The sequence below is a fragment of the Burkholderia sp. AU39826 genome (assembly GCF_020419965.1).
Classification (GTDB): domain Bacteria; phylum Pseudomonadota; class Gammaproteobacteria; order Burkholderiales; family Burkholderiaceae; genus Burkholderia; species Burkholderia semiarida.
On record NZ_JAIZQG010000015.1, the window covers coordinates 40,917 to 60,485 of the forward strand.

Annotated in this window: 19 protein-coding genes; 4 read left to right on the top strand and 15 right to left on the bottom strand. The window is 66.5% G+C overall.

The genetic code is table 11. The features are described 5' to 3' along the window. Window positions 1-78: 78 nt before the first annotated feature. The 5 genes from LGM42_RS22900 to LGM42_RS22920 form a co-directional block, all read right to left on the bottom strand. Entirely contained in the window at window positions 79-804 is a 726-nt protein-coding gene (locus tag LGM42_RS22900; RefSeq protein ID WP_059581077.1) for an amino acid ABC transporter ATP-binding protein, read from the bottom strand. After that, a complete protein-coding gene (gene gltK / locus LGM42_RS22905) occupies window positions 801-1,478 on the bottom strand; it encodes a glutamate/aspartate ABC transporter permease GltK (RefSeq protein ID WP_059581074.1) in 678 nt (225 codons plus the stop codon). The genes LGM42_RS22900 and gltK overlap by 4 nt, the downstream gene beginning before the upstream one ends. Then, window positions 1,478-2,218, bottom strand: coding sequence for an amino acid ABC transporter permease (locus tag LGM42_RS22910; RefSeq protein ID WP_059581071.1), 741 nt, complete (start codon window positions 2,216-2,218; stop codon window positions 1,478-1,480). Before LGM42_RS22910 ends, gltK begins: the two co-directional genes overlap by 1 nt. A gap of 84 nt (window positions 2,219-2,302) precedes the next feature. Next, window positions 2,303-3,196: a glutamate/aspartate ABC transporter substrate-binding protein gene (locus tag LGM42_RS22915; RefSeq protein ID WP_059581206.1), complete on the bottom strand. Its 894-nt coding sequence runs from the start codon at window positions 3,194-3,196 to the stop codon at window positions 2,303-2,305. A gap of 275 nt (window positions 3,197-3,471) precedes the next feature. Further along, window positions 3,472-4,758 (bottom strand): Glu/Leu/Phe/Val family dehydrogenase, encoded by a 1,287-nt coding sequence (locus tag LGM42_RS22920; RefSeq protein ID WP_059581070.1) that lies wholly within the window; start codon window positions 4,756-4,758, stop codon window positions 3,472-3,474. A gap of 93 nt (window positions 4,759-4,851) precedes the next feature. Between LGM42_RS22920 and LGM42_RS22925 the strand changes: the two genes are divergently transcribed. Continuing rightward, window positions 4,852-5,049, top strand: coding sequence for a hypothetical protein (locus LGM42_RS22925; protein WP_226233264.1), 198 nt, complete (start codon window positions 4,852-4,854; stop codon window positions 5,047-5,049). Between the two features lie 7 nt (window positions 5,050-5,056). Here the strand turns inward: LGM42_RS22925 and LGM42_RS22930 are convergent, their stop codons facing one another. Then, complete coding sequence (locus LGM42_RS22930) at window positions 5,057-6,022, bottom strand: LysR substrate-binding domain-containing protein (protein WP_059581067.1); 966 nt, start codon at window positions 6,020-6,022, stop codon at window positions 5,057-5,059. Window positions 6,023-6,276: 254 nt separating this feature from the next. Between LGM42_RS22930 and purB the strand changes: the two genes are divergently transcribed. Further along, entirely contained in the window at window positions 6,277-7,665 is a 1,389-nt protein-coding gene (gene purB / locus LGM42_RS22935) for an adenylosuccinate lyase (protein ID WP_059581065.1), read from the top strand. Window positions 7,666-7,743: 78 nt separating this feature from the next. Here the strand turns inward: purB and LGM42_RS22940 are convergent, their stop codons facing one another. After that, the gene (locus LGM42_RS22940; RefSeq protein WP_060312646.1) at window positions 7,744-9,165 is read right to left on the bottom strand and encodes an NAD(P)/FAD-dependent oxidoreductase; all 1,422 of its coding nucleotides are present in this window, start codon (window positions 9,163-9,165) and stop codon (window positions 7,744-7,746) included. Between the two features lie 284 nt (window positions 9,166-9,449). On the opposite strand from LGM42_RS22940, the gene LGM42_RS22945 reads away from it, so the two are divergent. Continuing rightward, a complete protein-coding gene (locus LGM42_RS22945) occupies window positions 9,450-10,097 on the top strand; it encodes a TetR/AcrR family transcriptional regulator (protein ID WP_226233265.1) in 648 nt (215 codons plus the stop codon). Between the two features lie 76 nt (window positions 10,098-10,173). Here the strand turns inward: LGM42_RS22945 and LGM42_RS22950 are convergent, their stop codons facing one another. The 4 genes from LGM42_RS22950 to edd form a co-directional block, all read right to left on the bottom strand. Beyond that, window positions 10,174-10,677 carry a gluconokinase gene (locus LGM42_RS22950; protein WP_059581058.1) on the bottom strand — a complete coding sequence of 168 codons (504 nt, stop codon included), beginning with the start codon at window positions 10,675-10,677 and terminating at the stop codon, window positions 10,174-10,176. Between the two features lie 13 nt (window positions 10,678-10,690). Further along, entirely contained in the window at window positions 10,691-12,052 is a 1,362-nt protein-coding gene (locus LGM42_RS22955; protein WP_059638118.1) for a GntP family permease, read from the bottom strand. Between the two features lie 214 nt (window positions 12,053-12,266). Then, window positions 12,267-12,893, bottom strand: coding sequence for a bifunctional 4-hydroxy-2-oxoglutarate aldolase/2-dehydro-3-deoxy-phosphogluconate aldolase (eda, locus tag LGM42_RS22960; protein WP_006483410.1), 627 nt, complete (start codon window positions 12,891-12,893; stop codon window positions 12,267-12,269). Window positions 12,894-12,912: 19 nt separating this feature from the next. Beyond that, window positions 12,913-14,769, bottom strand: a complete 1,857-nt coding sequence (gene edd / locus LGM42_RS22965; protein WP_059638116.1) for a phosphogluconate dehydratase — start codon at window positions 14,767-14,769, stop codon at window positions 12,913-12,915. A 294-nt stretch (window positions 14,770-15,063) separates the two neighbouring features. Here edd and LGM42_RS22970 point away from each other — a divergent pair, with 294 nt between their 5' ends. Continuing rightward, entirely contained in the window at window positions 15,064-15,912 is an 849-nt protein-coding gene (locus tag LGM42_RS22970; protein WP_059581048.1) for a MurR/RpiR family transcriptional regulator, read from the top strand. 88 nt (window positions 15,913-16,000) lie between these two features. Here LGM42_RS22970 and LGM42_RS22975 read toward each other — a convergent pair whose 3' ends face one another. From LGM42_RS22975 to lptE, 4 genes are all read right to left on the bottom strand, one after another. Further along, entirely contained in the window at window positions 16,001-16,423 is a 423-nt protein-coding gene (locus LGM42_RS22975; RefSeq protein ID WP_089464534.1) for a CopD family protein, read from the bottom strand. Window positions 16,424-16,446: 23 nt separating this feature from the next. After that, on the bottom strand, window positions 16,447-17,718 hold the full coding sequence (locus LGM42_RS22980) for a glutamate-5-semialdehyde dehydrogenase (RefSeq protein WP_060312644.1): 1,272 nt from the start codon (window positions 17,716-17,718) through the stop codon (window positions 16,447-16,449). A 166-nt stretch (window positions 17,719-17,884) separates the two neighbouring features. Next, complete coding sequence (holA, locus tag LGM42_RS22985) at window positions 17,885-18,979, bottom strand: DNA polymerase III subunit delta (protein WP_060312642.1); 1,095 nt, start codon at window positions 18,977-18,979, stop codon at window positions 17,885-17,887. Between the two features lie 18 nt (window positions 18,980-18,997). Continuing rightward, window positions 18,998-19,549 carry an LPS assembly lipoprotein LptE gene (gene lptE, locus LGM42_RS22990; protein WP_006483412.1) on the bottom strand — a complete coding sequence of 184 codons (552 nt, stop codon included), beginning with the start codon at window positions 19,547-19,549 and terminating at the stop codon, window positions 18,998-19,000. Window positions 19,550-19,569 lie beyond the last annotated feature (20 nt).

The window sequence follows — 19,569 nt, forward strand, 5'->3', positions numbered from 1 at the left end:
CGGCGGCGGACGAAAAAAAACCGCCCGGCTACGTGCCGGGCGGTTTTCGCATGGGTGCGCGCGAAAACGCGCGAACGCTCAGTGCAGGATCTTCGCGAGGAAGTCCTTCGCGCGTTCCGATTTCGGATTCGAGAAGAAATCGTCCTTGCGGTCGTCCTCGACGATCGCGCCCTTGTCCATGAAGATCACGCGATGCGCGACCTTCTTCGCGAAGCCCATCTCGTGCGTGACGACCATCATCGTCATCCCTTCCTGCGCGAGTTCGACCATCACGTCGAGCACTTCGTTGATCATTTCCGGATCGAGCGCGGACGTCGGCTCGTCGAACAGCATCGCGATCGGGTCCATCGACAGCGCGCGCGCGATCGCGACACGCTGCTGCTGGCCGCCCGACAACTGGCCCGGAAACTTGTGCGCATGCGCCTTCAGGCCGACGCGATCGAGCAGCTTCATGCCCTTCTCCGCCGCTTCGTCCTTGCCGCGGCCGAGCACCTTGATCTGCGCGAGCGTCAGGTTCTCGGTGATCGAGAGATGCGGGAACAGCTCGAAATGCTGGAACACCATCCCGACCTTCGAGCGCAGCTTCGACAGGTTCGTCTTCTTGTCGCCGACCGACTGGCCGTTCACGAGGATCTCGCCCTGCTGGAACGGCTCCAGGCCGTTCACGGTCTTGATCAGCGTCGACTTGCCGGAGCCCGACGGGCCGCACACGACGACCACTTCGCCTTTCTTGACCTCGGTCGTGCATTCGGTAAGGACCTGAAACTGGCCGTACCACTTCGAAACGTTCTTGATGGAAATCATCTTGTGACCTTTTTCTGGAGACCCTTGACGAGAGCAGACGCCAACGAGCAAATCACGAAATAGCATGCGCCGGCGAACAGGACCATCTCGACGGTCGTGCCGTCGCGATCGCCGATGTTGGCGGCCGTGCGGAAGAAGTCCGCGAGACTGATCACGTACACGAGCGACGTATCCTGGAACAGGACGATCGCCTGCGTGAGCAGCAGCGGCACCATCGCGCGGAACGCCTGCGGCAGGATCACGAGGCGCATCGCCTGCGCGTAGTTCATGCCGAGCGCGAACGCGGCATTCACCTGCCCGCGCGGCACCGCCTGGATGCCGGCGCGGATGATCTCGGAATAATACGCGGCTTCGAACAACGAGAACGCGACCATCGCCGACGCGAGGCGGATGTCGATCGTCGGCGACAGCCCGAGCACGCCCTGCAGCACCTGCGGCACGATCAGGAAGAACCACAGCAGCACCATCACGAGCGGGATCGAGCGGAACACCGTCACGTACGCTTTCGCGAACCACGCGAGCGGCTTCACGCCGGACAGCCGCAGCAGCGCCAGCAGCGTGCCCCAGACGATCCCGACCACGATCGCGATCAGCGTGATCTTGAACGTGACGATCGCGCCCGACCACAGCGTCGGCAGCGCGCCGGGAATACTACTCCAGTCGAACTGATGCATCACTTGCCTCCGATATAGCCGGGCAGCCGCGTACGGCCTTCGATCCAGCGCATGAACGCCATCACGACGAGATTGATCAGCACGTACGCGAGCGTGACCGCGATGAACGACTCGTAGGTCTGCGCGGTGTAGTCGACGAGCTGGCGCGCCTGCGCGGACAGATCGAGCAGGCCGATCGTCGACGCGACGGCGGAGTTCTTGAAGATGTTCAGGAATTCCGACGTGAGCGGCGGCACGATGATCCGGTACGCCACGGGCAGCAGCACATAGCGATACGTCTGCCATTGCGTGAAGCCCATCGCGAGGCCGGCCGCGCGCTGGCCCTTCGGCAGCGCATTGATGCCCGAGCGCACCTGTTCGCATACGCGGGCACCCGTAAACAGGCCGAGACAGACGATCGACGCGGTAAAGAACTGCGTGCCGGGCGGCAACTGCTTGATCCACGTGCCGATCGACGCGGGCAGCAACTCGGGTATCACGAGATACCAGACGAAGAACTGCACGATCAGCGGGATGTTCCGGAAGATCGACACGTACACGGTGCCGATCGCGGCGAGCCATTTGTTCGGCACGGTGCGCAGCACGCCGAACAGCGATCCGACGATCAGCGCGATGACCCAGGCGACGAGCGACACCTCGATTGTCACCCAGAAGCCGGACAGCAGCCAGCCGAAATAGGTCGTCGGCTCGCCGGTCGACACGGGGCTCAGAAAGATGCCCCAGTTCCAGTGGTAAGACATGGGCAAGACTCCAGCAAAAAGAAACGGAAGAAGCATGGCCTCTTCCGTTTCAGTAGCGTCATTTCTGCGTCAACGGCCGCTTGGTCAGTCGAGCGCCTTGTCGTTCGGGTTCGCGTACAGCTTCTTCATCGAATCGGACAGCGGGAAGTTCAGGTTCAGCCCCTTCGGCGGGATCGGGTTCTCGAACCACTTCGCGTAGATCTTCGCGGCTTCGCCCGACTTCTCGACTTGCGAGATCGCGTCGTCGACGACCTTCTTGAAGTCGGCGTCGCCCTTGCGCATCATGCAGCCGTAAGCCTCTTCCGATTGCGGCGTGCCGACGATCACCCACTCGCCCGGCTGCTTCGCCTTCGCGCGCTCGCCCGCGAGCAGCGCGTCATCCATCATGAACGCGACCGCGCGGCCCGATTCCAGCGTGTTGAACGAATCGCCGTGATCCTTCGCGCTGATGATGTTCATGCCGAGCTGCTTGTCGTTGTTCATCTTGCGCAGCAGGCGCTCCGACGTCGTGCCGGCCGTCGTCACGACCGTCTTGCCCTTCAGGTCGGCGAAATCCTTGACGCCCGAATCCTTCTTCGTCATCAGGCGCGTGCCGATCACGAAGATCGTGTCGGAGAATGCGGCCTGCTGCTGGCGCTCGAGGTTGTTGGTCGTCGAGCCGCACTCGATGTCGACCGTGCCGTTCTGCACGAGCGGAATGCGGTTCTGCGACGTGACGGGGATGTTCTTCACCTGCAGGTTCGGCAGGTTCAGCTTCTTCTTCACCGCGTCCACGATCTTCATCTGGAATTCGCGCGAATAGCCGACCACCTGCTGGTTCTGATCGTAATAGGAGAACGGAATCGACGATTCGCGGTGGCCCAGCGCGATCACGCCGGTGTCCTTGATCTTCTTCAGCGTGCCCGTCTCCTGAGCATGCGCGCCGCTTGCGAACGCGCAAAGCGCCGCGACCATCAGGACTGCCTTGTGGTATTTCATTTTGGTCATCTCCTTGGCTAAAACCCGCGCCAGTGTATCAAAGTAATATTTTTGAAAGTACTGGTTGTTAACCGCACTACGAATCGCCCTGCGAGAAGCCGTCCTCCCGGCTTCGGGCGCCCCGAATGCGCGCGCGGGCGATGCCGGATTCGGCATCGCCCGCGAGGGTTCATTTCCGCAATCGGGTAGATTGCATCATGAATCGATCATGGTCGTTGATCAGGGACGCCCGGTTAGGGACGCCCGGTTAGGGACGCCCGGTCAGGGACGCCCGATCAGGGGTAGAGGCCGCGCATTTCGCGCGCCATCAGGATGCGCTTGCACGCGACGATGAACGCCGCCGTACGCACCGTCACCTTGTGCTCTTCCGCGACCGCCCACACGCCGGCGAACGCTTCGCGCATCACGCGCTCGAGGCGGTGGTTGATCTCGTCTTCCGTCCAGAAGAAGCTCGAGAAATCCTGCACCCACTCGAAGTACGACACCGTCACACCGCCCGCGTTCGCGATCACGTCGGGGATCACGAGCACGCCGTTCGCGCTCAGGATGTCGTCGGCCGCCGTCGTCGTCGGGCCGTTCGCGCCTTCGACGATGATCTTCGTGCGGATCTTCGCCGCGTTCTTCTCGGTGATCTGGTTTTCCAGCGCCGCCGGGATCAGGATGTCGGTCTCGACCGTCCAGAACTCGTCGTTCGGCATCGGCTCCGCGCCTTCGAAGCCCGCGACGCCGCCCGTGCGGGCGACGTGGTCGAGCAGCTTGTTCGAATCGAGGCCGGCCGGCTGGTAGATCGTGCCCGTGTGATCCTGCACCGCGATCACCTTCGCGCCCGCTTCCTGGAACAGCTTCGCCGCGATGCCGCCGACGTTGCCGAAGCCCTGCACCGCGATGCGCGCGCCTTCGATCTCGAGGCCCTTCTTCTTCGCCGCTTCCGAGCCGACGACGAACACGCCGCGGCCCGTCGCTTCCTTGCGGCCCAGCGAACCGCCGAGCGCGATCGGCTTGCCGGTCACGACGCCGGTCGACGTCTGGCCCTGGTTCATCGAGTACGTGTCCATCATCCACGCCATCACCTGTTCGTTGGTGTTGACGTCCGGCGCCGGAATGTCGGTGTTCGGGCCGATGATGATGCCGATTTCGCTGGTGTAGCGGCGCGTCACGCGCTCGAGCTCACCGCGCGACAGCTTGCGCGGGTCGACGCGGATACCGCCCTTCGCGCCGCCGTACGGCACGTTCACGGCCGCGTTCTTCACCGACATCCATGCCGACAGCGCCATCACTTCCGACAGCGTCACGTCCTGGTGGTAGCGCACGCCGCCCTTGCCCGGGCCGCGCGACACGTTGTGCTGCACGCGGTAGCCCTCGAAGTGCGCGACGGTGCCGTTGTCGAGCTCGATGGGGCAGTCGACGACCAGGATGCGCTTCGGACGCTTCAGCGTTTCGAGCCAGCGCGACAGCGAACCGAGGTACGGCGCGACGCGATCGACCTGCTGAAGGTAGTTGCCCCACGGGCCGAGATCGTCGGCGTGCAGGTAGGACGGGATGGACTGCTGTTGCGAAGACATGGAAGCTCCAACGTTCAACGGATTGCGCCCATTGTCGAAAAAGCCGTTTTTTTTATCCAATGCCGTTTGTTTATTCGATTATGCGTTTCTTGCATGATCGCGATTTTCCGCAAATCCGCGGTCGATTTGCGCAAGAACGCCGGCGATCGGCCGGCCATCGTGTTCGTGGAAAACCGGATTGGCCAGGCACGGGCAGGCCCGCGGACGACCGTCCGACAGGCGCCGCAAAGCCGCCGTCAGCCGGGCGGCCGGGCGGCCGGGCGGCCGGGCGGATTAACCGTCGGCGGTTAATCGTCGGTCAACCGGCGGTGTCGCCGGCAGTCTCGCGCAGTTCGTCGCGCACGACGTCCCACAGCGCACGCACGAGCTTCTGCCGCGGATCGTCACCCTGCAGCGCGAGCTTGTCGCAGTACAGCCGGATCTCCATCGTCAGCGTGAACGGATGCGCGCCGCCGCGCGCCGACCGGTCGAGGCGGATCAGCCGGCCGCCCGCGACCGCATCGTCGGCCGCGCTGTGCGGCAGGAACGCGACGCCGTGGCCGGCGAGCGCCATCGCCTTCAGCCCTTCGGCCATGTCGGTTTCGTACACGCGATCGAGAAACAGCCGGGTGGGCGCGTTCGCGATGATGACTTCGGTCATCCGGCCGAGATACGCGTTCGGCGTATACGACAGGTACGGCACGCGCGCGTCGGCCGCGCCCGGCAGCGTATGGCGCGGCCGGCCCGCGCGGCCGGGCGCGGAAAACGGGCTGATCGGCTCGCTGCCGAGGACCAGCATGTCGTAGCGGGCCGGGTCGAGCGCGACCGGGTGGCTCGGGTGGTGGTAGCCCATCACGAGATCGCAGCCGCCCTCGACGAGCGACAGCACCGCGTCGTGCACGTTCAGCGCGCGCAGCCGCGTGTGGACCTGGCCCATCTTCGCCTCGATCCGTTCGAGCCAGCGCGGGAAATACGTGAGCGACAGCGTGTGCGGCACCGCGAATTCGATCGTCGGCACCGGCGCGCCGACGTGGCCGCGCAGCAGCGTGCGCGCCTCGTGCGCCTGCGACAGCATCGTCAGCGCCTGCTCGTAGAAGATCTGGCCGGCCTGCGTGAGCCGCGTCGGATAGACCGAACGATCGATCAGCTCGGTCGCGAGCCATGCCTCGAGCGCCTGGATGCGCCGCGAAAACGCCGGCTGCGACACGTGCCGCAGCTCGGCGGACCGGCTAAAGCTGCGCGTTTCCGCGAGCGAGACGAAGTCTTCGAGCCATTTCAGTTCCATGCAGGCGGGCGCGGCGGGCGGCGGTCGGGAAGAAGCCTGCATTCTACCGGCGGGCGGGCCCGGCCGGCGGCTTGGGCGGCCGGCCCGACGCGCCGGCGCGCGGCTGCCGGCCGGCCATGCGCGCGCCGCGTGCGCATCGCTCGACCGTGGCGCCCGCGACCGGACCGATTCGGTCGGGAGCGACGCGCGCCGATGGTAAAATGCCGGATTCTCCTCCCCTCGTTCGCCCCGGCCCCAAAAGGCCCTGCCCGATCATGTCCGACACTCGTCCCGATACGCTTTTCGCCCTCACCGCGCTCTCGCCCATCGACGGCCGCTACGCCAGCAAGACCGAGGCGCTGCGCGACTGGCTCTCCGAAGCCGCCTTCATGCGCCACCGCGTCACCGTCGAGGTGCACTGGCTGATCGCGCTGTCGCGCGCCGGCTTCGCCGAAGTCCCGCGCTTCTCGGAAGCCTCCGAGCAATTCCTGCTGCAGCTCGCCGAGCGCTTCACCGCGCACGACGCCGCGCGCATCAAGGAAATCGAGCGCGTGACGAACCACGACGTGAAGGCCGTCGAATACTGGCTGAAGGAATCGGTGAAGGGCCAGGCCGAACTCGAGAAGGCGAGCGAGTTCATCCACTTCGCGTGCACGTCCGAGGACATCAACAATACGTCGCACGGGATGATGCTCGCCGGCGCGCGCGAACACGTGATCCTGCCGGCGCTGCGCACGGTCCACCAGCGCCTCGTCGCGCTCGCGCACGCGCATGCCGACCAGCCGATGCTGTCGCGCACGCACGGCCAGCCGGCCAGCCCGACGACGCTCGGCAAGGAGCTCGCGAACGTCGCCGCGCGCCTCGCCCGCGCGATCGCGCGCATCGAGAAGGTCGAGATCCTCGGCAAGATGAACGGCGCGGTCGGCAACTTCAACGCGCACCTGTCCGCGTATCCGGAATTCGACTGGGAAGCGTTCTCGCGCGACGTGATCGAAAACCGCCTGAAGCTCACGTTCAACCCGTACACGATCCAGATCGAGCCGCACGACTACATGGCCGAACTGTTCGACGCGGTCGCACGCGCGAACACGATCCTGCTCGACCTCGACCGCGACGTGTGGGGCTACATCTCGGTCGGCTACTTCAAGCAGAAGACGAAGGCCGGCGAAATCGGCTCGTCGACGATGCCGCACAAGGTGAACCCGATCGACTTCGAGAACTCGGAAGGCAACCTCGGCCTCGCGAACGCGACGCTGCGCCACCTCGCCGACAAGCTGCCGGTGTCGCGCTGGCAGCGCGACCTGACCGACTCGACGGTGCTGCGCAACATGGGCGTCGCGCTCGGCTACTCGCTGCTCGCGTACGACTCGCTGATCCGCGGCCTCGACAAGCTCGAAGTGAACCCGCAGCGCCTGAACGAAGATCTCGACAACTGCTGGGAAGTGCTTGCCGAGCCGGTGCAGACGGTGATGCGCCGCTACGGCATCGAGAACCCGTACGAGCAACTGAAGGAACTGACGCGCGGCAAGGGCATCACGCGCGAAGCGCTGCAGGAATTCGTCGGCACGCTCGCGATCCCGCAGGATGCGAAGGATCGCCTGCTGGCGATGACGCCGGCGTCGTACATCGGCAAGGCCGTCGAACTCGCGAAGCGGATCGCGTAAGCGCCGCCGTCGCCGGACGAAAAAAAGCCCGATGCGAAGCGATTCGCATCGGGCTTTTTTGTTGCCTGCCGCAGCCGGTCAGAACGAAATCATCCGCCCCGGGTTCAGCGCGCTCATCACGCTCATCGCCGCCTTCGCGGCCGGGATCGCGATCGGCGACAGCTGCCGGCCGAGCGGAATCGCGCGATGATCGATGCCCGTGAGCATCGAGAAATCGTCGTTGCGGCCCACGAAATCGTCGCAGATCGCCTTGCCGATCCGCACCGTCTGCGCGACGCCGTGGCCGCTCCAGCCCTGCACCATGTACATCGGCACGCGGCCGTCGGTCTTGCGGCTGTCGGTGGCGCCGTTCAGCGTGAAGTCGCTGACGCCGCTCCAGCAGTAGTCGAGCGCGAAGCCGCCGTCGTGCTGCGGAAACACCGTGTTCAGCCGCGTCAGCAAGTACGCGTTCACGTCCGACTGCGCCCAGCAGCTGCCGGTGCCCTGCCCGCCGAACAGCAGGCGATTGCCACGCACCGGCCGGTAGTAGTCGATCTGGAACTGCGTGTCGTACACCGGCATGCCTGCCGGCATCAGCGTCGCGACGTCGACGTCGAGCGGCGCCGTCACGCTCACGTACGTGAAGAACGGCACCGTGGTCGCCGCGCCGTCGTCGAGCAGGCGGAACGTCGTGTTGTGCAGCGCGAGCACGACGCCGCGGCGCGCGGTGATCGTGCCGCCCGGCGTCGTCGCGACGACGCCCGCGGGCGTCTCGTCGAGCTCCAGCACCTCGGTGCCCTCGAACAGCGCGCCGCCGTTCAGCCGGAAGCCGTGCACGAGGCCGCGCACGAGCGCGAGCGGATGGATCTGCCCGCCGATCGCGTCGATCGCCGCGCCGTGATACAGCCCCGAGCGCACGTATTCGTCGTGCAGCTGATGGCGGCCGACGAGCGTCACGCCCGCATCGCCCAGATGGCGGCGCGCATCCGCGCCGTCGAGCAGCGCGCTCATGTGGCCGGGGTGAACCGCCGCGGTGACGTGGCCGCGCTTGCGATCGAGATCGAGCGCGTAACGCGCGCCGATCCCGTCGATCAGGTCCATCGACTCGGCCGACGCGAAACGCCACAACCGCTTCGCATCGTCGTGCGACAGGTTCTCGATCATGTCGGCCGCTTCCCAGCGCGCGAGGCCGGGCGTCAATTGGCCGCCGTTGCGGCCCGACGCGGCCGAGCCGACGTGATGCTTGTCGACGAGGATCGTGTCGACGCCCGCTTCCGCGAGATGCAGCGCGGCCGATGCGCCGAGCAGCCCCGCGCCGATCACGAGCACGTCGCAGACGGCGTCTTGCGCGAGCGGCGCGCTGTTTTCATGGCGCGACAGCGACGCCTCGTACCAGTTCGCCGGGCGCTCGCCGTCGTAGCGGGCCGGATCGCACCAGTTCCAGTTGTCTTTCTCGATATTCAGTTGCGTTTGCTCGAAACGCGATTCGCCCTGGATCAGGGGCTTGTGATTGGAAGTCATGATTGCACTTGCATGGTCTTGGCCGCCTGTCGAAGCGCCCCGTTGCTTCGGGGCTTCGCGGGTGGGGCAGCCGGTTCCACTTGGGTGTCAACGAGATAAGGGCGCGATGGCCCGTGTTGACGGCAGACACGCTCGCGTCTGCCTGAATCCCGGACTGTGCGAAAGCACGTATTGAAAGGTGCCGGGACACCCAATTTCTACACCGCAGAAATAATTCTACAGTGTAGAATAAGCTTTCGTCAAGTTTACAGTCGGCGCGATGCCGCGCCTGCCAGCCTGCCTCGATGAAAGACACACCCACCCAGGGGCCGCGCGGCCTCGACAAGGACGCGATCGTCGCGGCCGCGCTCGCGCTGCTCGAAGACGTCGGCGAGGCCGCGTTCAGCGTGCGCAAGCTCGCGCAATCGGTCGGCTGCGACCCGATGAGCGTGCTGTATCACTTCAAGTCGAAGGACGGCCTGAGCCGCGCGATCGCGAATGCGCTGTCGCGCTCGCTCGTGCCGGTCGATCCGTCGCAGCCGTGGCGCGAACGGCTGCGCGACCTCGCGCGCCAGTACCGCGCGCTCGCGCTGCGCTACCCGGCCGCCTTCGCGCTGCTGCGGCGGCACATGAGCACGGGGCCGGCCGATCTCGCGCACATCGAGGCCGTGCATCGCGCGCTGACCGACGCCGGCATCCCGCGCGCGGCGCTGCCGTCGGTATGCGTCGGCTGGTACGCGGCCGTGATCGGCCTCGCCGCCGCCGAAGCGGGCGGCCTCACGCGCGCCGCGAACGACGTCGAGCTCGCGGAAATGCACGCGCTGTCCGACACCGCGCATCCGCTTGTCAAGTCGGCCGCCCCGCTCTATGCGCAGCTCGATCCGGCCGTCGTGCACGACACGATGCTCGACGTGCTGCTCGACGGCATCGCGCAACGCGCGCGCGCGGCCTGACATCGGCATACGCGCCGCCAACGAAAAAGGCGCCCGAATGAAGGCGCCTTTCCATGACGATGGCCGCGAACCGCGCTCAGTGCTGATGCGCGAGGCCGATCTTCAGCATGACCTGATCGACGATCTGTTCGGGCGTCAGCTCGATGCTGACCTCGATCGCTTCATCCGGGCCCGGCTCCTCGAGCGTATCGAGCTGGCTCTTCAGCAGCGACGGATCGAAGAAATGGCCGGTGCGGCTCTTCAGGCGCTCTTGCAACACCTCGAACGAACCCTTCAGATACACGAACCGCACGTCGGTGTCGGTGCCGCGCAGCACGTCGCGGTACGACCGTTTCAGCGACGAGCACGTGAACACGGCCGTCTCGCCGGCGCGCTGCTTTTCCTCGATGGCCGCGCGAATCGTGCGCAGCCACGGCCAGCGGTCTTCATCGGTCAGCGGAATGCCGTGGTGCATCTTTTCCTTGTTCGCCGCGCTGTGAAACGCGTCGCCGTCGGTATAGCTGCACGACAGGCGTTCCGCCAGCATTTCGCCGATTCGCGACTTGCCCGCGCCCGACACGCCCATTGCGATCAGAATCATTGACTACCCCTTGTTACAGAACCAGGCTCAGCAGCAGCGTAAAGCTCAGACCGAGCACCGAGATGATGGTTTCAAGCAGCGACCAGGTCTTGAACGTCTGCCCGACCGTCATCCCGAAATATTCCTTGATCAGCCAGAAGCCGCCGTCGTTCACGTGCGAGAAGATCAGCGAGCCCGAGCCCGTCGCGAGCACCAGCAGCTCCGGGCTGACCGTCGTGCCGGCCGCCGCCGCGATCGGCGCGACGATGCCGCAGGCCGTCGTCATCGCGACCGTCGCCGAGCCCGTGGCCAGACGCATCAGCGCCGCGACGAACCAGCCGAGCAGCAGCGGGGACAGGTGCGCGTGCTTCGCGGTCTCGACGATCTGCTGCGAGATCCCGCTGTCGCGCAGGACGCCGCCGAAGCCGCCGCCCGCGCCGACGATCAGCGTGATGCCGGCGATCGGCGCCAGGCACTCGCCGCAGAATTTCTGGATCTGATCGCGGTTGAAGCCCTGCTTCGCGCCGAAGGTCCAGAAGCTCACGAGCACGGCGATCAGCAGCGCGACGTCCGAGTTGCCCGCAAAGCGCAGCAGGTTGTTCGGCAGCGACTTCGGCGTGAACACCAGGTCGGCCCAGCTGCCGACGAGCATCAGCACGACGGGCAGCAGGATCGTGAACAGCGTGATGCCGAAGCTCGGCAGTTCGCGCTTGCCGCCATCCGCACGCGAATCGACGAATTGCGCGGCGAGCGGGTTGTTTTCCGGCAGTTTCACGAACTTCGAGATCACCAGCGCGAACAGCGGACCGGCGATGATCGCGGTCGGCACGCCGACGATCAGGCCGAACGCGATCGTCTTGCCGATATCGGCGCCGTATTGCTGGACGGCCAGCAGCGCGGCCGGGTGCGGCGGGATCAGCCCGTGCACGACCGACAGGCCTGCCACCATCGGCAGGCCGACGACGAGCAGCGACTTGCCGGTGCGCTTCGCGACGTTGAACGCGATCGGGATCAGCAGCACGAAGCCGACTTCGAAGAACACCGGCAGGCCGACGATGATCGCGACGAACATCATCGCCCAGTGGATGTTCTTTTCACCGAACCAGTCGATCAGCGTGGTCGCGATCCGTTCGGCGCCGCCCGATTCGGCCATCATCTTGCCGAGCATCGTGCCGAGGCCGACGACGATCGCGATGTGGCCGAGCGTGCCGCCGGTGCCCGTCTCGAACGACTTGACGATCTTGTCCATCGGCATGCCGACGACGAGGCCGAGGCCGAGTGAAACGATGATCAGCACCAGGAACGGGTAGATCTTGTAGCGCGCGATCATCAGGATCAGCGCGGCAATCGCGATCAGCGTGAATACGAGCAGCATGCTGCCTTGGACGGCCGCCATGTGGCACTCCTCCTAGAATTGTTCGAACCGGGCGCGTTGCGAGTATGCCCGGCTATGCAGGTCTCCGAAACACGGGGGTACCCCCCCGTCAGGACGCTGAATTTTACTTATCTTTGCGATCCGCGGATAGAACCGGTTCCATCAGCAAAAACCCTCGGTAAAACAAGCACTAACGCTTGTTTTCCGAGGGCTGAATCGTCGTTTGATACAAGTATTAGCGCGGCAACTGGCTCGCTGCTTGCGCGAGGCGCGTGACTTCGGCCCAGTCCTGCGCGGCGAGCGCGGCCTTCGGCGTGAGCCACGAGCCGCCGACGCACACGACGTTCGGCAGTTTCAGGAAGTTCGGCGCGGTGTCGACCGTGATGCCGCCCGTCGGGCAGAACTTCAGCGCCGGGAACGGGCCGTGGAACGCCTGCAGCATCGGCACGCCGCCCGCCTGCTGCGCGGGGAAGAACTTCACGATGTCGTAGCCGAATTCGAGCGCCTGGATGATGTCGCTCGGCGTCATCACGCCCGGCAGCAGCGGCAGGCCCGCGTCGAGCGACGCGAGGTGCAGTTCCTTCGTCAGGCCCGGCGACACGCCGAACGTGGCGCCCGCGCGCTTCGCCTGCGCGCAGTGCTCGGGCTTCGTGATCGTGCCGACGCCGACGACGATGTCGTCCGCGAGCTGGCTCGCGCGCTGGATCGCCTCCAGGCCGGCCGGCGTGCGCAGCGTGATCTCGAGCACCTTCACGCCACCCGCGTGCAATGCACGCGACACGTTTTCGCCCTGCTCGACCGAGTCGAATGCGAGCACCGGAATGACCGGGCCCAGCTTCACGATTTCAGCAATCGTCTTCATTGAATTGGCTCCTTGAAATTCATGCGGCGACGCCGACGGCCGTTTCGCCGACCAGCGTCCCGAAAACCGATGCGCCCTGCTCGGCCGGCGCCGCGGCCGCGCGGAACACGCCGAACAGTTCGCGCCCGAAGCCGACTTCGTTCTCGGCCTGATGCTGCGGCTGCGCGACCGGGCGCGCGAGCCATTCGGCGTCGTCGACCTCGATGTCGAGCACGCCGGCTTCCGCGTCGATCACGAGCATGTCGCCCGTCTTCACCTTGCCGATCGGGCCGGCCAGCAGCGCTTCCGGCGACACGTGGATCACGGCCGGCACCTTGCCCGACGCGCCCGACATGCGGCCGTCGGTCACCAGCGCGACGTGAAAGCCCTGATCCTGCAGCACGCCGAGCAGCGGCGTCAAACGGTGCAGCTCGGGCATGCCGTTCGCGCGCGCGCCCTGAAAGCGCACCACCGCGACGAAATCGCGCTTCAGCTCGCCGCGATCGAACGCTTCCTGCACGGCTTCCTGCGAGTCGAACACGATCGCGGGCGCCGTCACCTTGCGGTGCTCCGGCGCGACCGCCGAAATCTTGATCACGCCGCGGCCGAGCCGGCCCTGCATCAGGCGCAGGCCGCCGTCCGGCTGGAACGGGTCGCGAATGCCGCGCAGCACCTTCGTATCGTGGCTCTCGGCCGTACCGTCGACCCACGTCAGCTTGCCGTCGATCAGCTTCGGCTCCTTCGTGTAGTGCGACAGGCCCTTGCCCGCGACCGTCGTCACGTCCTCGTGCAGCAGCCCGCCTTCGAGCAGGTTGCGCACCAGGAACGCGACACCGCCCGCCGCGTGGAAATGGTTCACGTCGGCCTTGCCGTTCGGGTAGATCTTCGCGAGCAGCGGCACGACGGCCGACAGTTCGTCGAAATCGTTCCAGTCGATCAGGATGCCGGCCGCGCGCGCGATCGCGACCAGGTGCAGTGTGTGGTTGGTCGAGCCGCCCGTCGCGAGCAGCGCGACGATTCCGTTGACGATCGCCTTCTCGTCGATCACATGGCCGATCGGCGTGTACTGGCCGCGCTCGACGGTCAGGTCGAGCACGCGGCGCGCGGCCTCGGCCGTCAGCGCGTCGCGCAGCGGGGTGTGCGGATGGATGAACGCCGAGCCCGGCAGGTGCAGGCCCATCAGCTCCATCAGCATCTGGTTGCTGTTCGCGGTGCCGTAGAACGTGCAGGTGCCGTGGCCGTGATAGGCGGCCGATTCGGCTTCGAGCAGCGCGTCGCGGCCGACCTGGCCGGTCGCGAATTGCTGGCGGATCTTCGCCTTGTCGTCATTGGACAGCCCGCTCGTCATCGGGCCGGCCGGCACGAAGATGGTCGGCAGGTGGCCGAACTGCAGCGCGCCGATCAAGAGGCCCGGCACGATCTTGTCGCAGATGCCGAGGCAGAGCGCCGCATCGAACATGTTGTGCGTGAGCGCGATCGCCGTGCCCATCGCGATCGCCTCGCGCGAGAACAGCGACAGCTCCATGCCCGGGTTGCCCTGCGTGACGCCGTCGCACATCGCCGGCACGCCGCCGGCGAACTGCGCGACGCCGCCGTTCTCGCGCGCGGCCGCCTTGATGATGTCGGGGAAATTCTTGTACGGCGCGTGCGCGGACAACATCTCGTTGTACGAGGACACGATGCCGATGTTCGGTTCGCGAATCGCCTTGATCTGGAACTTGTCGTTGCCCTCGAGGCCTGCGAAGCCGTGCGCGAGGTTCGCGCACGACAGCGCGCCGCGGGCCGGGAACTTGCCTTGCGCGCCGTCGATGCGCTGCAGATAGGCGGAACGGGTCGATTGGCTGCGGGCGATCACGCGTTCGGTGACCTTCGCCAGGGTGGGGTGCAGCGACGTCATGCTGGGCGCTCCTGTATGCCGGCCGACACCGGCGGTTGGAATCGTGGGGACGGTCGCGCTTCGTCGACCGAACGACGCAAGTCTAGTAGAAAAACTACATGCACGCAATGTGGATCGACGCGCGCGCAACCCTTATTCCCGCCACCAGCAAGGCTTTCATCAGTGAAAACCCTAATTCGGCTCGCCAGACCCGCATGACAACGCTCGCAATTTCGCTAGTATTTTTATGTAGATTTTCTACAATTCGATTGCGATACACTCGCTCATCCGAACCCGATTTCCACGTGCCGTCCCATGCTGCCCCGCATTGAAGCGATCCGCGCCGAGTTGCGCCCGTCCGAGCGCAAGCTCGCCGACTACATTCTCGCCGCGCCGCGCGAGGTGCTCGACCTCGCGATGACCGAGCTGTCGGCCCGCGCGGGCGTCAGCCAGCCGACGATCGCGCGCTTCTGCCAGGCGCTCGGCTGCAGCGGCTTTCGCGAATTCAAGATCCGGCTCGCGCAGAGCGTCGCGCCCGGCGTGTCATCGGTGTATCGCGACGTCGAGCCCGACGAGCCGGCGCCCGGCATCATCGGCAAGGTGTTCGACCGCACGATCGGCGCGCTGATCGAGGTGCGCAACAGCCTGTCCGCGGGCAGCGTCGCCGACGCGATCGCGCTGCTGTCGAACGCGTCGCGCATCGAGTTCTACGGCGCCGGCGGCTCGGGCATCGCCGCGCAGGACATCCAGCACAAGTTCTTCCGGCTCGGCGTGCCGAGCGTCGCGTATTCGGATCCGCACACGTTCTCGATGTCGTCGGCGCTGCTCGGGCCGCACGACGTCGTCGTCGCGATCTCGAACACCGGCCGCACGCGCGATATCGTCGACGCCGCGCGCTCCGCGCTCGCGTGCGGCGCGAAAGTCGTCGCGATCACGCAGAGCCATTCGCCGCTCGCGAAGCTCGCGACGGTCAGCCTCGCGTCGAACGTCGCCGAGGAAACGGACGTGTTCTCGCCGATGACGTCGCGGATGTCGCATCTCGCGATCGGCGACATCCTCGCGGTCGGCGTCGCGCTGTCGCGCGGGCCGGCGCTGATGGAGCGCGTCGGCCGCGCGAAGGAAGCGATCACGCGGCGCCGGATCGACGATCCGGTGAAGGATTGAGCCGGAGCGGGACGCCGCGCGTAAACGAACAACGGCGCCCCGAGGGGCGCCGTTGCGCATCGATCGCCGGCCGCGCGTTGCAGCGAACTCAGAACGGCTTGATCACCACCAGCGCGACCGCGGCGAGCATGCCGAGCACCGGCAGCTCGTTGAACACGCGATACCACTTGTCGGTGCGGCGGTTCTCGCCGCGCTCGAACACCCGCAGCAGGTGCCCGCAATACGCGTGATAGACGATCAGCAGCAGCACCACCGTCACCTTCGCATGGATCCAGCCCTGCCCCTGCCCGATGCCGATCACGAGCCAGAGCCACAACCCGCAGGCCAGTGCCGGCACCGCGATCATCGTCATGAAGCGGAACAGCTTGCGCGCCATCAGCAGCAGGCGCCGCACCGCGGCCGGATCGGTCTCCATGGCCAGGTTCACGTAGATGCGCGGCAGGTAGAACAGCCCCGCGAACCACGCGGCGATCAGAACGATATGGAACGTCTTGACCCAGAGCATTGCCATCGGTTGTGCGCCTCGCGGTTGACTTACTGACGGCCTTCGCCGTGCCCGAGCACGACGTACTTCAGCGACGTGAGCCCTTCCAGGCCGACCGGGCCGCGTGCGTGCAGCTTGTCGTTCGAGATGCCGATTTCCGCGCCGAGGCCGAATTCGAAACCATCCGCGAAGCGCGTCGACGCGTTGACCATCACGCTCGCCGAATCGACTTCGCGCAGGAAGCGCATCGCGCGGTCGTGATCTTCGGTGACGATCGCATCGGTGTGATGCGAGCCGTAATGGTTGATGTGCTCGATCGCGGCGTCGAGGCCGTCGACGACCTTGATCGCAAGCACCGGCGCGAGATATTCGGTGTGCCAGTCTTCTTCGGTCGCGTCGACGAGCGGGCCGACGCCCGCATCGGCGAGCACCGCGCGCGCGGCTGCATCGACGCGCAGTTCGACCTGCTTGTCGCGATACAGCTTGCCGAGCGGCGGCAGCAGCTGCGCGGCGATATCGCTCGCGACGAGCAGCGTCTCCATCGTGTTGCAGGTGCCGTAGCGGTGCGTCTTCGCGTTGTCGCAGACGGTCAGCGCCTTCGCGAGATCGGCGCGGTCGTCGACGTACACGTGGCAGATGCCGTCGAGATGCTTGATCATCGGCACGCGCGCCTCGTTGATCAGCCGTTCGATCAGGCTCTTGCCGCCGCGCGGCACGATCACGTCGACGTATTCGGTCATCGTGATCAGCTTGCCGACCGCCGCGCGATCGGCCGTCGCGACGACCTGCACCGCATCCTGCGGGAGGCCTGCCGCCTCGAGCCCTTCGCCGATGAGCTTCGCGAGCGCCGCATTCGATTCGAGCGCTTCGGAACCGCCGCGCAGGATCGTCGCGTTGCCGGACTTCAGGCACAGCGCGGCCGCGTCGATCGTCACGTTCGGGCGCGACTCGTAGATGATGCCGATCACGCCGAGCGGCACGCGCATCTGGCCGACCTGGATCCCGCTCGGCCGGAACTTGAGGTTGCCGATCTCGCCGATCGGATCGGCCAGCGACGCGACCTGGCGCAGCCCTTCGACCATCGTGTTCAGCGCCTTGTCCGACAGCGTCAGGCGGTCGACGAACGCCGCATCGAGCCCCTTTTCGCGGGCGCGGGCGACGTCGCGCGCATTCGCGTCCTTCAGCGCCTGCGCGTCGCGTTCGATCGCGCGGGCCACGGCGTCGAGCGCCGCATTCTTCGCGGCCGTGCTGGCGCGCGCCATCGCGCGGGAAGCGTGCCGGGCGCGACGGCCCAGGTCGGTCATGTACTGATCGATATCCATCGTGTGACTCGAGAAGCGAGCCGCGCGGAGCGGCATGAATTCGTGGGGAAGCGTGGGCGGCCATCCGTGCGCGGTGGCGGCCGCCAGACGGCGCCGCGCAGCGGCGCCCGGTCATCGAAACATTGTAAGCGGGTTGCGCAGCGCGCGCTGAAGGCCCGAACGGGACTTAGCGTCGCACGCGACCCGCGGTCGGCGGTCGCTCGCCGCGCTCGCCCGCGACCGTCATCGCAAGCTGGAACAGCCCGTCCCATGGGTCGGGCGGCGGTTCGTCCTGCGTACGGCGGCCCGGCGCGACGGCCGTCAGCCCCTTGACCTGCCGGTCGAGCTTCGCGGCGAACGCGAGCGCCTTTTCGAGCACCGCTTCCGACACGCGGTTCAGCGCGGGCGCGATCAACCGCTCGCGCGGCCCCCACACGCGGTTCTCGCGCAGCAGCGTCGCGAGCGGCTTGCCGGCCGTCGTGCCGCGCTTGATCCGCAGCAGCGTGCGCAATTCCTCGACGACGGCCCACATCACGAGCACGATCGCCTCGCCCTCGCCCTTCAGGCCGTCGATCATCCGCGCGAGCCGCGCGGCATCGCCGGCGAGCATCGCCTCGTTCAGCTTGAACACGTCGTAGCGCGCGACGTTCAGCACCGCGTCGTGCACCTGCTCGAACGACAGTGCGCCCTGCGGATACAGCAGCCCGAGCTTCTGGATTTCCTGGTGCGCGGCGAGCAGGTTGCCCTCGACACGCTCCGCGATGAACTGCAGCGCGCGGCGCCCGTCGTCGCCGGATGCGACGCGCTGGCCCTGCATCGACAGGCGCTGCCCGATCCAGTTCGGCAGTTGCGCGCGATCGACCGGATCGATCTTCAGCGCGACGCCGCCCGTCTGCAGCGCGGTAAACCATGCGGATTTCTGCGTGGCCGCGTCGAGACGCGGCAACGTGACGAGCATCAGCGCGTCGGGGTTCGGCGTGGCCGCGAGCGTCTTCAGCGCGTCGGCGCCTTCCTTGCCGGGCTTGCCCGACGGAATGCGCAGCTCGATCAGCTGGCGCTCGCCGAACAGCGACATCGCCTGGGTCGCGCCGAGCAGCACGCTCCAGTCGAAGCCGCGTTCGACCGTATGCACCGAACGCTCGGTAAAGCCGGCCGCGCGCGCGGCCGCACGAATGCGGTCGCACGCTTCCTGCGCGAGCAGCGGCTCGTCGCCGTAGACGGTGTAGAGCCCGGCCAGCCCCTTCGCGAGGTGCGGCTCCAGCGCATCAAGTCGCAATTGCATCGCTGCGTGCGCCCGCGATCAGAGCGGCGGCGGCGGCAGCGGCGCGCGCGGCGCCACGCCCGGCACCACGTCCTCCGGCGCCGGCGTCAGCGAATGGACGATCGCGAGACGCCGCATCAACTGGTCGACTGCGTCGTTCTGCATGTCGCCGTACAGGATGTCGGCTTCCTGCGCCTTCGCGTTCGTGTACTGGTCGCTGTAGGTCATCGCGCGGTTCAGCGCGATCGCGCTCGGCGGGATCAGCACGGTGCCGTCCTTGCTCGTCAGCGTGTAGTTCAGCGTGTAGAACAGCGCGTATTCCTGCGCGGAGCCGTACTTGTTGAGCGTCAGCGTGTTCTGGCCACGCGACTCCCACATGCGCAGCACGGCGTCGGCATCGTCCGCCGACTTGACGATCTTCGTGTCGCTGCCGGCCTGGACGAGGCGCGTGAGCCGCGCCTCGACGGGCGCCGGCGCACCGGCCACGAACAGGTGCTTGAACGCGTAGTCCTGCTGGCCGCGCAACTGGAAGCCGCATGCCGACAGCGCGACCGCGCTGCCGACGAGCATCAAAAACGATCTGCGGATCACCTTCGCTCCTTCTGTGTGCA